The sequence below is a fragment of the Streptosporangium pseudovulgare genome (genome assembly GCF_014648055.1).
GTDB lineage: Bacteria > Actinomycetota > Actinomycetes > Streptosporangiales > Streptosporangiaceae > Streptosporangium > Streptosporangium pseudovulgare.
The window spans coordinates 79,774-92,497 of the sequence record NZ_BMQJ01000009.1 but is presented as its reverse complement, the minus strand read 5'-3'; the positions used below and the strand labels follow the sequence as shown (position 1 = coordinate 92,497).

The following is a 12,724-nucleotide window of genomic DNA, read 5'->3' as shown; positions in this document are numbered from 1 at the left end:
CGTGGGCCGGCGGCGGTCGTCCGAAGGAGTCCTCCCTGGTCAGGTAGGGATTCGGCGTCCCGGGTAGGTAGGGGGCGGGAAACCCGTCCGACAGTGGCCGCCCGCGGAAGCCGTACGGACCGCCGCCGGGCGGGAGATCTCCCAGAGAGGTGGGAGCGCCGCCTTCGGCGGGCCGCGGGGTCCGGGAGACGAGAACGCTCCCTCGCGGCGCCCGCCTGGCCGGACACACCGGACGGCGGCGGGCCGACCCCGGAGGACGCACGTTGATCTTCTTGATCTCTCTCGTCTCGGCGTGCCTGCTCGGCCTCGGGTTCGTCGCCCAGCAGCACGCGGCATACCGTGAGCCGCTGGGAGAGATCCTCCACCCGCGCCTGCTGCTGCACCTCATCCGCTCCCGGCTCTGGCTGACCGGGATCGGCCTGATGCTCGCCGGCCAGATCGTCAGCGCGGTGGCGCTGTACGAGGACGACCTGACCAAGGTGGGACCGCTCCTGGCGACGAGCCTCCTGTTCGCCCTGACGGCCGCCCACGTGGTCTACAAAGAACATCTGAGCCGGACGGAATGGCTGGGCGCGGTACTGGTCAGCGGTGGGGTGGCGCTCTTCCTGGTCTTCGGGCAGCCGCACGGAGGCAGCTCACCCGGTCCGGACTCCGCGCGCTGGCTGGCGGTGCTCCTCGTGGTCGTGATCGCCGCCGTCCTCGTCCTGATCGGGCGCCGCTGCGCCCTGCAGGTGGAGGCGTCCCTGCTCGCGGGCGCCGCCGGAATACTGTACGGCGTGCAGGACGTGCTGACCCGCGGTTCGCTGCTCAGGCTGCGGGAGGGGACGGAGGTGCTCGCCATGAGCTGGCAGCCGTACGTCCTGGTCGGCGTCGCCCTGGTTGGGCTGCTGCTCGGCCAGAGCGCATTCGACGCCGCGCCGCTCCGGGTCTCGCTGCCCGCCACCACCGCCGCCGAACCGATCGTCGGGATCGTGCTGGGCATCGTGATCTTCTCCGAGAAGGTACGGGTCACGTCCGGGGCACTGGCGGGAGAGGTCATCGGCCTGATCGCGATGGTGGCAGGGATCTTCATACTCGGCCGATCACCGTTCCTGGCCAAGTCGGAACAGGCCGCCCCCCCACGCTCGGAGCCGAATCCGAGAACCCGGTGATGTGCTCATCCCTCTTGTCGCTTCGAGGTTCCTCCGGTTCGGTGACGTCCGAGTCATCAGGTTGGTGACGTCCAGGCCGGGAGCCGACTAAACTCAGGAGGCGACCATGCCGACGTAGCTCAATCGGCAGAGCATCTGTCTTGTAAACAGAAGGTCAGGGGTTCGATTCCCCTCGTCGGCTCGCAAAGAGAAAGGCCCCTGAACAGGCGTAACGCCGTCAGGGGCCTTCCTGCTTTCGATGCTCAGCCGGTGTCCTCGGCGTCTTTGGGAGCCACTTTGAGAGCCACCGGCCTTTGTCTGCTCAGCAGCGCCCCGGAGATCGCCGCCGTCGCCGCGCGCTTCTCGCCTTCCACGAGATGGCCGTAGACGTCCTTGGTGATCGCGATGCTCGCGTGCCCGAGGATCTCGGAGACGACGTGAGGGGAGTGCCCTGGGCGAGCATGAGCGAGGCTCCCGAGTGCCGCAGCTCGTGCGGATGCCAGTGCCCGAGGCCGGCCTTGCGCGCCAGCCTGGAGAACAGATGCGAGAAAGTGAACCAGATCTGATCTTCGTACTCACCGGCGCCGGCCACATGGACGGCTGCGCCCCGCGGGGGCGGATCCGCCGTAGCGCAGCCGCATCAGCGACAGGGGGTGGCCCGAGCGGTTCGCTCGTACGCATCGGCCGGGCGAACGGGCAACCACGCTCGCCCGGCAACACTCTTCGTCATGCCCGGGTGGGGAGCCGGGTCGCCGCCGTGTCGGTGGCCGTGAGGTGGCGGCGGCGGCTCGGCATCATCATGGTCGGGTGGGAGACGCTCCAGGCCGCGCTCGCGCAGATCATCTCCTTGATGCGGGCGGCGGTCCGGCCCGTGATGACGGTGGAGGTGACCTGGTCGTCGGGGGTCACGCGCTGGATGATCCCATCGCGGCGTCCGAGGCTGATGCACTGCACGGAGTAGCCGATCGTGGTCTGGGGAACCGTGCGGCCGGTCAGGCGCGCGGCGATGACGTCGGCCGCCAGCCACGCCATCGGGTTGGCCGAGGCGCACGACATCCGCAGCGGTTTGCCGCCCGCTCCTTCGGCGAGTGCGGCGTCGCCGACGGCGTACACGTCGGGGTGGGAGACCGAGCGCATGCCGGCGTCGACGATGATCCGGCCCGTGCCGGACACCTCGAGGGTGGTGGCGGCCGCGATCGGGTGCACGGTGAACCCCGCGGTCCACACGGTCACCCGGGCCGGGATCTTCGCGCCCGTGCCGGTGACCACACCGTCGGCTTCGACGCGGGTGATGTCGGCGTGGTCGTGGACGGTGATGCCGAGCCGGTCCAAGGCGCCGCGCAGATGGTGCCGGGCCTTGTCGCTGAGCCAGTCGCCGGCGCCGCCGCGGGCGGCGATCGCGACCTTGAGACCGGGGTGGGCTTCGGCGATCTCGGTGGCCGCCTCGATGCCGGTCAGGCCGCCGCCCACGACCAGCACGGTCCCGCCGGGCTCGATCTCGCTCAGGCGCGCCCGCAGCCGGAGGGCGGCCTGCTTGCCGGCCACGTTGTGAGCGTGCTCGGCGACGCCGGGGACGCCGTGATCGGCGACGGTGCTGCCCAGGGCGTACACGAGGGTGTCATAGGCGAGGGTCTCACCGCCGAGATCGACGGTCTTGGCTTCCACGTCGACGGCGGTGACCCGCGCGGTCCGGACCTGTACGCCGGTGCCCGCGTACAGGTCGCGCAGCGGGCGGGGCTTCAGGTCCTGGCCGCCGGCGAGCTGGTGCAGGCGCACCCGCTCGACGAACTCCGCATCGCCGTTGACCAGGGTGATCTCGACGTCGTCGCGGTGCAGCCGCCTGGCGAGGCGGCCGGCGGTGTTGGCTCCGGCGTATCCGGCTCCCAGGACGACGATGCGATGCTTCATGGCTGGCTCCTATCCGGTCGTTCTCACCTCCTGAACCGGGCAGGGGCGCCATCCCTGACAGCGAATGAGTGTGATCTGGGTCACCAGTTCGCCGCCAGCGGGTGATGGGGTCCGGTGGCGGCCCACTGCCGCGCGATGCGCTGGAGTTTGTCCGGGTTGACCTGGATGTGGATCGATGCCAGACCGTCGGGGGTCGCATCGAGGCAGAACACGCCGATGACCTGCTCATCGACCTCGGCCAGCACGGCAGGACCGCCGTTGACGACGACGGCGTAGAAGGCGGGACTGCCACCGACGAGGGCTCGCTTGGCATCGCTCGGCTGAAACAGCGCGCGCAGGTACTTCGCGATGTCCATCGCTCCGATGATCGGAGTCCTGCGGGCGTGGACCTTGCCGCCGCCGTCGGCCATGCTGACCGCATCATCGGCGAGCAGCCGGATCAGCGGCTCGGTGTCGCCGCTGAGGGCCGCGGCGAGAAACTCCTCGACGATCTTCCGCGCGGTGGCCGCGTCGATCTCCGTACGGGATCGTTCGACGGCCAGATGCTGCTTGGCGCGCCGGTGGATCTGCTGGCAGTTCGACTCGGTGATGTCCAGAATCTCCGCGATCTCGCGGTGCGCGTACCCGAACGCCTCGCGCAGCACATACACCACGCGCTCATTGGGGGACAGCCGCTCCATGAGGGTGAGCATCGCCATGGAGAACGACTCGCGCTGCTCGAAGGTGTCGGCGGGGCCGAGGATCCGGTCTCCGTCCAGCACCGGCTCCGGGAGCCACTGCCCCACGTAGGTCTCCCGCCTGACCCGCGCCGAGGTGAGCTGGTTGAGGCAGATATTGGTGAGCACCTTCGTCAGCCACGCCGCGGGTGTCTCGATCCGTTCCCGGTCCGCCGCATGCCAGCGCAGGTACGTATCCTGCACCGCGTCCTCCGCGTCGCCGACCGACCCCAGCAGCCGGTAGGCGATCGCCTCCAAACGGCCCCTGGAGCTCTCGAACAGATCAGCATCGTGCGTGCGGAGCGACATCGCCCAATGATCGGTCATGCGCGCAGGTCGCGTCCACACCGTGTCCACCGTGATCCGGCGGCGGCGGGCGATCCTCCTTCTGGCTTGGGAGCCACTCTGGGAGCCACCCGAACGGACGATCACGAACCGATCCGGACGGGTCTGAACGGCCGGAACTCCGGCGAACAGCAGAGCGAACGGCTTCAACGACCTTGGACATCGTTCGGGGACCTTGTGAACAGAAGGTCAGGGGTTCGATTCCCCGCGTCGGCTCGCAGCTCAAAGGCCACTTCCGATCATCGGAAGTGGCCTTTTTGATCTCCGTACAGCAACGGGGTCCGGCGATCCACTGAGACCCCGGCCGCTCTCGCGTTGGCGGAACCTGATCTTGCGAGTGATCGCCGCCGGGTACGAGGATGCCTGGCATGGTCAGGGAGCGACAGATCTTGGCGGGTTCGGGGGTGCTGTATCCGCCTGCGGACTTTCCCCCGGAGCGAGCGGGCGCCCAGATGTGGCAGGCGCTTCGGCTCACTGGCGTACAGAAGCCGCGGGTCTGTCTGATCGCCACCGCGGTGGGCGACGCGCGCGCCTCCATCGACCGTTGGTATGAGCGGGCCGGCTTCTTCGGGGCCGGGGAGATGTCGCACCTGGAGCTGTTCGTCAGACCGAACATCGCGGACATCCGGGCTCACCTTCTGGCGCAGGACGTGATCTTCGTGTCGGGCGGCAGCGCGGTGAACCTGCTGGCGGTCTGGCGTGCACACCGGCTCGACGCCGTCCTACGAGAGTGCTGGGAAGCGGGAGTGGTGCTGGCCGGGCAGAGCGCCGGCAGCCTGTGCTGGCATCTGGGCTGCGTGACCGACTCCTTTGGCGACTCCCTCGACGCCATCGACAACGGGTTGGGCTTCCTGCCGTACAGCAACGGAGTCCACGATGATCTGGGCGACCAACCCCGGCACCGGCGCTTTCGCGAACTCATCAGCGCGGGAGACCTCCCGGCGGGCTACGCGACAGAAGACGGCGTCGCCCTCCACTACGTGGGCGACCGACTCCATGAAGTCCTGGGTGTCCTCCCCGAACGGAACGCCTGGTTCGTAGAGCCCGACGGCGTGGGAGGGTACGGCCAGCAGGCCCTTCCTGCTCGGCAGTGGCTACCGTCGTAGGTAAGCACTGGGGCCCTCCAATCGCTTGGAGGACCCCATGGTCTCGTGCAGACGGTGCGGGTGATCAGCTTCCGCAGCCCAGGCTTCGGTTCAACCGATCGAGTGCGTTGCGGATCTCCGGTGAGGGGGTCTGGGCGTAGACGTTCATGGTCATCGAGATCTGCGAGTGCCGCAGGATGCGCATCGCGACCCGGGGGTGGACGTCGAGAGCGGTCGAGAGCGATGCGCGGGTGTGCCGGGTGCCGTGGACGTGGCAGCCGGTCACCCGCCGTGCCAGGCCCGCCGTACGGCTCGGCGGCACCTCGCCCAGACTCATGCACCGGTCCTCCTGGCGCATCCCGACGAGGACGAGCGTGTAACCGACGAGGACGGTGGCCCCGAGCACCAGGGTGACGATGAGGGAGAGCGCGCTCACGTCCAGATCACCCCCGCCTCGGCGACGCCGCGCGGGTGGCCGGCCGGGCGCCGGACCTCTGAGGGACCTGTGCGGGCTGCACCGTGGCTGACCGTCACGGAAGACAGGCCGAGGTCGGCAAGCCTCACCGACAGGCTTGGGAAGAAGGTCGGTGAGGTCGAATACGGTGCCCCCCCATGGCCACTGCACGCATCGGCACCGCGTTCATCCCCGTCACGGACGTCGAAGAGTCCGCGCGCTGGTACAGCGACATGTTCGGGTTCCAGATCGGGTCCGTGGACGAGTGGAGCGCGGTGCTCTCGTCCGAGACGGAGGGCGGAGCGTCCCTGACGCTGCTCGGACCCGCCAGCGGCATCCAGGCGAGCCCCGGCCTTTCCTGGGCGACATGCAACCTTGTGGTGGACGACCTCCCGCAGACTCATCTCCTCCTGAGACGCCACGGTTGTGAGACCGGAGAGATCGCTGGATCAGCGGACGTATGCGTCTTCTTCACCACCCGCGACCCTGACGGGAACACAGTGCTGGTGTGCGACCGGTAGGGCCCCAGCTTCGCCGTAACGCGGCCTGTACGGCACGAACCGCAGCCAGGATGCAGGGCGTCGACGCCGTGATCGATCGCGAGACGGGATGCCCGGGGCCGTAACGCGAGTGGATCTCCGCGGATGCGCGGACTTCACCGTCGCACTGTCCGGCCGCCCTGGATCATGGAACGGCTCCCGCACCATGAGTCGCGCAACGCGGCCGAGGCCGACTGCCTGGAAAATCACGATGCTGACCGCGGAAGGAGAGAGCGCGATGGAACCCGACCACGTCCTCGCCGGCTACAGGGTCGCTACACGCGCGGATCGGCACGACTGGCAGGACGTGAGTCTTCCAAGTGCTGGTCTGGTGTCGCTGAGCGACTGCGTGGTGGACCTGGTGCCGGTGGATCCCAGTGGCTGGGACGACTGGTTCGCCGGCCCTCAGGAGGCCGAGATCGCGCGCGAGCACGCTGGTAAGCCGGGCTTGCACGTGCTCGGGGCCGGATTCGCCACTGCCGATGTTCCCGGCCTGCTGGCCGATATCGCCGATGGAGGCTGGGACATATCAGCCGGGAGTCTCCCGGAACGGCTGGCCCGGCGCGAGAGGTTTCCCTACCGCAGCGGCCGGCGGTTGGGGTTCGAACTGGTCGGCTTCGACAGCGGGCGCTGGCACACCTGGACCTGCCTGGGCGGCCTCGTCGCCGATGTCCACCGAGCCACCGGCGTCCAGCCGGGGTCCTGGGGGCTGATCCAGGACGAGCAGGACGCGCGCCGGGCCGCTCAATGGCTCACCGACTCAGGTCTCGGTGACCCCAAGGTATTCCTCTGGACCGCCGCACTGCTCACGGACGTCACACGAGCGACCCTCCAGACCGGGGAATAGTGCGCTCGTCATGACGTCCTTCCACCGGTGGACCGAGGGCTCACTCGATGCCCGCCACCGGCCGCGGAAGGTGCGTCCGCCTCAAGCGAGTCGTGCCTACCCGTAATGTCAGTCGCATGCCCTAGTCTCCACCTGCCACAAGGCGGCCATGTCGCCGTGGACCCCGGGACAGGAGCGCTTACGTGGGTGTCTTCTATGAGTACTACCGCGCCGCGGACCGTACCGCGGCGACCGTCCAATCCGAGCATTCCCGCGAGATCGCCGATCCCTCGCGTGGAGTTCCGGAGTTCGATGTGGTGGTGGCCAAATGGATCGACCCCGAAGTGGTCCTGGGTCAGCTCGTCGCGTTCGCCGGCCACGTCGACTATCGACTGGGACTGGCCGAGACGGTGGTGCTGTATCCGCCTCCGGAGGGTGCGCCGCGAAGCGACGAGGAGTGGGACGCCCTACCCGAAGACTCCCCGTACCTCGAAGGGCTCGGCATCATGGAGCTGTCGGCGAAGGCTCGTGACATGCTCGCCGGTGTGGACGACGCCCGTCTGCCGATGCTGGCGGAGCAGTGGGCAGCCATCGAGGAGTTCTCCCACTTCACCGATGATGACGACGGGTACATGCTGTCGCTCACCAAGGATCTTGTCGGTCTGGCACGTCGGGCGAGAGAGAACGACCAGCTGCTCTACTGCTGGTTCTCCTTGTGACATGCCTGGTGGTCGTGCCCGTTGCGTGCCCCAGGCGACGGGCGGTGTCCGGGCCGAGCGCGCCAATGATCGCCTCGTACAGGTGGTCGTCCGGCAGATCGGCCGGGGTGGGCCAGCCGTAGCACACGCCGGTCAGCCGGTCGTCGTCATGGACGGTCCAGGCGGTGAAGCCGAGCCGGGTGAACGACCGGGCGAGCCGGGCGCGCAGCCGCTCGGGCGTCTCCGAAGGGGAGGGGCCCGGGTGGAGAGACCCGGGTGAAGAGGCCCGGGTGGGGGAGAGGGTCCGGTGCCCGCACGCCGGGTGGACCATCGCGCAAGGAAGGCCGGCGTGCGGGCACCGGGTTAACGGGGCCCGGGATTCGGACGGCGTCGTCAGGGGGCGGTGGGGGTGGCGTTCCTGGCGGCGGTGTAGCGGGTGATGACGTCGTTCCAGTTGATCAGGTCCCAGAGCTTCTCGACGTAGTCGGGGCGCACGTTGCGGTACTGCAGGTAGTAGGCGTGCTCCCAGGCGTCGAAGACCAGCAGCGGGGTGGTGTTCATCCCGACGTTGCCGTGGTGGTCGTAGACCTGCTCGACGATCAGGCGCCGCCCCAGTGGTTCCCAGGCGAGCACACCCCAGCCGGAGCCCTGCACGGTCGTCGTCGCCGTGGTGAGCTGCTTGGCGAACGCCTCGAAGGAGCCGAAGTGCTCGGTGATGGCGTCGCCGAGCTCGCCGTCGGGGCGGTCGCCGCCGTCCGGGGAGAGGTTCTGCCAGAAGATCGAGTGCAGCACGTGGCCAGACAGGTTGAAGGCGTAGGTCTTCTCCAAGCCGACGAGGCCGCCGAACTCGCCCTTGTCGCGGGCCTCGGCCAGGCGCTCCAGGGTGTCGTTGGCGCCCTTGACGTAGGCGGCGTGGTGCCTGGCGTGGTGGAGCTCCAGGATCTCCCCGGTGATGGCCGGCTCCAGCGCGGCGTAGTCATAGGGCATGTCCGGCAGGGTGTAGTTCCCCATCGGCGTTCTCCTCGCGATCGGCGTAACTGCAACTTACTTGCAATAGCACTATCTAAGCAATAAGTCTCGATCTTGGGGAGGCCGCTCCGGCCCTCCGCGTCGCTCGTCCGCGTCCGGGAGCCCCGATCCGACATGAACAGCCAGTTGCGGGAGTACACGCGGCCTTCATAGGGAAGTTCACAGGGTCCTGCTCCGTCGCGTGCCGGCCGGCGCGTCGGCGCGCGGCTCGTCCGGCACGCCTCCCGCCGGGAAAAGCCGTTGGCCCGTGCTCACCCGCCGCGTAGGCTCTGGGCGTCCGCGTATGGATCTTCGTGGAGGGAGCGAGGCCGTGGCACCGTACCCCGGAAGGCGTCGCCGATGACGCTGTTCGTCCATCTGACCTCGGAGAAGAACGTCCGCTCGGTACGGCGGGCCGGAATCCGTGCGAGCGGCCGGAGCCACGGCGGCCTGTCGGGGGTGTTCTGCTTGCCGATCCTGCCGTCGTACCAGCTCACCCACCAGTGGGTCCGGGAGCTGAGACGCGGTGGCCGGCGCACGATCGTCGCCGTCGACTTCCGGATCCCGGACGACGAGCCGGTCCACGTCGGACACTACGGGCGGGAACACGCCCGGCTGCCCAGCGCCGAAGCCGCCGCCCTGATCGCCGGCCGCGACGACGCCCGGGGCTGGGAGGTCCTCGTCCCCCGGACGATCACCGCCGGGGAGGTCCACCGAATCCGCGGCGTGAACCAGGTGACCGGTTGGCGCTACATGCCGAACGCGCACGGCGTCCCTCCGTGCCCCGACTGCCTCCAGCGCGGCGAGTACGGCAGCGCGAGGATCCGGCGCAGGGCCGAGAGCTCCGGCTTCTAGAGGGACCCGCCGGGAGCGGCGGTCAGTTCGAGCAGGCGTCGCGGCAGCCGCCGAAGCGGCCGGTGTCCGGCCGGACGAAGCCGGTCTCCCGCGTTCCCCGCACCGCCTCGGTCATGGTCTCCTTCCAGATCGAGCCGGGAACCGACGCGCCGTCAACCCTCGGGTAGCGGTGGCCGCCGATGGTGACGTCCGTCAGCGGGTACCGGAACCCGCCGCGAGGGTCGCCGAGGCTGACGGCCGAGGCCAGGCCGGGGGTGTAGCCGGCGTACCAGGCGGCGGTGAACCCGTCGGTCGTGCCGGGCATGCCCGCGGCCTCGCGGCCGACGCCGAGCGCGCTCTTCGTCAGGGCTTCGGACAGCACTCCGGTGACCGCGTCGGCGACCGCCGGGTCCAGGACCTGGCGGCAGCGCGGCGGGAAGAGGCGCGGGGCGGCCGAGCCGTCGCGGATCTCCGCGATCACCGTCGGCTCGCAGAAGCGGCCGCGGGCGGCGAGGCTCGCGTAGGAGCCGGCCACCGAGACGGGGTCGGCCTCGTTGACGCCCAGCGTGAACGTCTCCAGCTCCCGGAGCGGCGTTCCGTCGCCGTGCCTGAGCCCGAGCGACTCGGCCGTCCTGACGGTCTCGCACAGGCCGGTCTTCTCCTCAAGACGCATGTAGAAGGTGTTCGTCGCGCCGTGGGTGCCCGACCGCAGGGTGACGAACCGGTCCCCGCCCTTCTCCCGGTCGAAGATTACGTGGGAGGGCTCGCCGACGGACTGGCCCGCGCAGTTCCTGAACGCCGTGTGGTCCGGGGCCTGGTAGACGTCCGAGGCGGGGAAGCCGTCGTCGTACCGCAGGCCGGCGGCGAGCGCGGCGGCCAGGGTGTACGGCATCGCCGTGGTGCCCTGCTGGAGAGCCGCCCCGTCACCGGCGCCGCGGCTGGTGGCCATGGCCCTGATGGCGCCCTCGCCGGGGACGATCATGACCTGGGTGGCGACCGGCGCGTCGTCGCGGTGGACGTGGGCGTCGATGGCGCGCTGCGCGGCCCGCTGGAGCCGCTGGTCGATCGTCGTCCGGATCGTCAGGCCGTCGCGGGTGAGCAGCCCCGGGTCCTCGGCGAGCAGCCGCTCCCTGACATACCGGCAGAGGTACGGATATCCGCTGCCGGCGCAGTCGCCGGAGAACTCCTCGATGACGGCGCCCTCGACGTCCAGCAGGACGCTCTTCCCGGCCGCGGGGGAAGCCGACGCCGGGACGGTGGAATCCGCGGCCACGGGAGGAACCGAGGTCGGGACGGTGGAATCCGCGGCCACGCGTCCCGCGCCGGCACCGCCGTCCGCCGGGGCCCGCAGCAACAGGAGGACGGCGACCAGCGCGCCCACCGCGGCGACGCCCATGAGCACCAGCAATGCCTTCATCGTCGCCCCTCGGTACGCCTCACGCCATGTGCGGATCATCCAGGAACGACGCGGCACGGGCAACCAGCCGGAATCGGTCAGGAATCGTGGTCCGTGCCGTACCCGTCCGGGGCCGGGACGGCGTGTTCGGCGGCGCGGCTGACCTCCTCCCAGGCGGCCCAGGTGTCCATGCGCCGCCGGGAGATGTCGAAGGCCAGGTCGTACACCATGTCGCCGAGCAGGAGCCGCAGCGGAGGGTTCGGGCTGTCGACGAGCTTCAGCACGGCCTCGGCGGCCAGGCGGGGCTCGCTGTCCACAGAGCCCTCGGCCCACTGCCTCTCCAGTTCGGCGCGCAGCGGCGCGTAGGCGGGGAGAGGGGTGGTCGAGGTCATGCGGGTGTAGAGGTCGGTCCAGTAGCCGCCGGGCTGGACGATGGTGAGCTTCACGCCGAACGCCGCGGCTTCCATCGCGAGCGCCTCGCTCATGCCCTCCAGCGCGAACTTGCTCGCGCTGTACATCCCGGTGCTGGGGAAGCCGCCGAGGGCGGCGATGCTGGAGATCTGCAGGATGTGTCCCGATCCCTGCGCACGCAGGTGCGGCAGGACGGCCTGGCTCACCCACAGCGCGCCGAAGAAGTTGACCTCCATCTGAGCACGCGCCTCGGCCTCGGTGAACTCCTCGACCATTCCCGAGGACATGGTGCCCGCGTTGTTGACGACGATGTCGAGCCGGCCGAAGTGCTCGTGGGCGGACGCCACCGCGGTGAGGACGGCGGCGCGGTCGGTGACGTCGAGGGGCATGGTCAGCAGGCGGCCCTCGTGCTCGCTCACGAGGTCGCGCAGCGGTCCGACGTCCCGGGAGGTGGCGGCCACCCGGTCGCCGCGCTCCAGCGCCGCCTCGGTGAAGGCGCGGCCCAGGCCGCGGCCGGCGCCGGTGACGAACCAGGTCCTGGGGGTGTGCGGGGTTTCCAAAGGGGGCCTCCGTTGTCGGCACGAAATCGAAATTGTGACGAGACGGTTCGTCTCGTCGAGATGTCGTTCACCATGCCTCATCGATCGCCCCGTGTCAAGACGGACCGTCTCGTCTCACGCCTGTGCTACGGTGACGCCATGACTGATCAGCGCCGTCCGTCCGCCGGTGTGGCCCGGCGCAGCGAGACCTCCCGGCGGGCCGTTCTCACCGCCGCCTTCGAGCTCGCGGCCGAGGTCGGGTACGCCAAGCTCAGCATCGAGGGCATCGCGGCGCGGGCCGGGGTCGGCAAGCAGACCATCTACCGCTGGTGGCCGTCCAAGGGTGCCGTCCTCTTCGACGCCTTCCTGATGTTCGCGGCCGGTGAGCCCGGCGGGGGAGTCGGCGGGGAAGGTGGCGGTGAGCCCGGTGAGGAGGCCGCCCTTCCCGACACCGGGGACATCGAGGCCGACCTGAAGACGGTCATGTTCGCGACCGTGGACGAGCTGAACGACCCCCGCTACGACCGGACGATGCGCGCGCTCAGCATCGAGATCGCCCATGACGCCGACCTCGCCGCCCTCTACGCGGAACGGCTCGACCGGCCGATGCGGGAGCTCAAGAAAAGACGCCTGCGCGCGGCCCAGGAGGCCGGGCAGCTCGCCGCGGGCCTCGACCTGGACGTCGCGGTCGATCTCCTGTGGAGTCCGCTGCTCGTCCGCTGGCTGCACCGCGAAGGCCCGCTCACCCACGAGTACGCCGCCGCGCTCGTCGAGACCGCCCTCGGCGGAATGCGTCCCTGAACGACCTCCCTCTGGAACGACGCCGGGCGTGGCG

General features: G+C 69.8%; 13 protein-coding genes and 1 tRNA gene. 8 read left to right on the top strand and 6 right to left on the bottom strand.

Features of this window, described 5'->3' with window-relative positions:
- Positions 1-272: 272 nt before the first annotated feature.
- Together IEZ10_RS18840 and IEZ10_RS18835 are read left to right on the top strand one after the other, a co-directional pair.
- On the top strand, positions 273-1,151 hold the full coding sequence (locus IEZ10_RS18840) for a DMT family transporter (protein ID WP_229811404.1): 879 nt from the start codon (positions 273-275) through the stop codon (positions 1,149-1,151).
- Positions 1,152-1,259: 108 nt separating this feature from the next.
- Positions 1,260-1,332, top strand: a tRNA-Thr gene (locus IEZ10_RS18835).
- Between the two features lie 524 nt (positions 1,333-1,856).
- Here IEZ10_RS18835 and IEZ10_RS18825 read toward each other — a convergent pair.
- The gene (locus tag IEZ10_RS18825) at positions 1,857-3,038 is read right to left on the bottom strand and encodes an NAD(P)/FAD-dependent oxidoreductase (RefSeq protein WP_189247821.1); all 1,182 of its coding nucleotides are present in this window, start codon (positions 3,036-3,038) and stop codon (positions 1,857-1,859) included.
- An 80-nt stretch (positions 3,039-3,118) separates the two neighbouring features.
- Complete coding sequence (locus IEZ10_RS18820; protein ID WP_189247820.1) at positions 3,119-4,063, bottom strand: RNA polymerase sigma-70 factor; 945 nt, start codon at positions 4,061-4,063, stop codon at positions 3,119-3,121.
- Between the two features lie 404 nt (positions 4,064-4,467).
- Here IEZ10_RS18820 and IEZ10_RS18815 point away from each other — a divergent pair, with 404 nt between their 5' ends.
- Positions 4,468-5,205 carry a Type 1 glutamine amidotransferase-like domain-containing protein gene (locus IEZ10_RS18815; RefSeq protein ID WP_189247819.1) on the top strand — a complete coding sequence of 246 codons (738 nt, stop codon included), beginning with the start codon at positions 4,468-4,470 and terminating at the stop codon, positions 5,203-5,205.
- A 64-nt stretch (positions 5,206-5,269) separates the two neighbouring features.
- Here IEZ10_RS18815 and IEZ10_RS18810 read toward each other — a convergent pair whose 3' ends face one another.
- Positions 5,270-5,620 (bottom strand): site-specific integrase, encoded by a 351-nt coding sequence (locus IEZ10_RS18810; protein ID WP_189248036.1) that lies wholly within the window; start codon positions 5,618-5,620, stop codon positions 5,270-5,272.
- Between the two features lie 176 nt (positions 5,621-5,796).
- Here IEZ10_RS18810 and IEZ10_RS18805 point away from each other — a divergent pair, with 176 nt between their 5' ends.
- The 3 genes from IEZ10_RS18805 to IEZ10_RS18795 all read left to right on the top strand — a co-directional run bounded on the left by IEZ10_RS18805 (position 5,797) and on the right by IEZ10_RS18795 (position 7,722).
- Positions 5,797-6,159, top strand: a complete 363-nt coding sequence (locus IEZ10_RS18805) for a VOC family protein (RefSeq protein ID WP_189247818.1) — start codon at positions 5,797-5,799, stop codon at positions 6,157-6,159.
- A gap of 325 nt (positions 6,160-6,484) precedes the next feature.
- Positions 6,485-7,024, top strand: a complete 540-nt coding sequence (locus IEZ10_RS18800; RefSeq protein WP_189247817.1) for a hypothetical protein — start codon at positions 6,485-6,487, stop codon at positions 7,022-7,024.
- 182 nt (positions 7,025-7,206) lie between these two features.
- Positions 7,207-7,722 carry a hypothetical protein gene (locus tag IEZ10_RS18795; RefSeq protein WP_189247816.1) on the top strand — a complete coding sequence of 172 codons (516 nt, stop codon included), beginning with the start codon at positions 7,207-7,209 and terminating at the stop codon, positions 7,720-7,722.
- 372 nt (positions 7,723-8,094) lie between these two features.
- Here IEZ10_RS18795 and IEZ10_RS18790 read toward each other — a convergent pair whose 3' ends face one another.
- Positions 8,095-8,712, bottom strand: coding sequence for a superoxide dismutase (locus IEZ10_RS18790; RefSeq protein ID WP_189247815.1), 618 nt, complete (start codon positions 8,710-8,712; stop codon positions 8,095-8,097).
- Between the two features lie 357 nt (positions 8,713-9,069).
- On the opposite strand from IEZ10_RS18790, the gene IEZ10_RS18785 reads away from it, so the two are divergent.
- Complete coding sequence (locus IEZ10_RS18785; protein WP_189247814.1) at positions 9,070-9,564, top strand: hypothetical protein; 495 nt, start codon at positions 9,070-9,072, stop codon at positions 9,562-9,564.
- 22 nt (positions 9,565-9,586) lie between these two features.
- Here IEZ10_RS18785 and IEZ10_RS18780 read toward each other — a convergent pair whose 3' ends face one another.
- Together IEZ10_RS18780 and IEZ10_RS18775 are read right to left on the bottom strand one after the other, a co-directional pair.
- Entirely contained in the window at positions 9,587-10,960 is a 1,374-nt protein-coding gene (locus tag IEZ10_RS18780; protein ID WP_189247813.1) for a hypothetical protein, read from the bottom strand.
- Positions 10,961-11,037: 77 nt separating this feature from the next.
- Complete coding sequence (locus IEZ10_RS18775; protein ID WP_229811403.1) at positions 11,038-11,910, bottom strand: SDR family oxidoreductase; 873 nt, start codon at positions 11,908-11,910, stop codon at positions 11,038-11,040.
- Positions 11,911-12,048: 138 nt separating this feature from the next.
- Between IEZ10_RS18775 and IEZ10_RS18770 the strand changes: the two genes are divergently transcribed.
- Entirely contained in the window at positions 12,049-12,690 is a 642-nt protein-coding gene (locus tag IEZ10_RS18770; protein WP_189247811.1) for a TetR/AcrR family transcriptional regulator, read from the top strand.
- Positions 12,691-12,724: the final 34 nt, after the last annotated feature.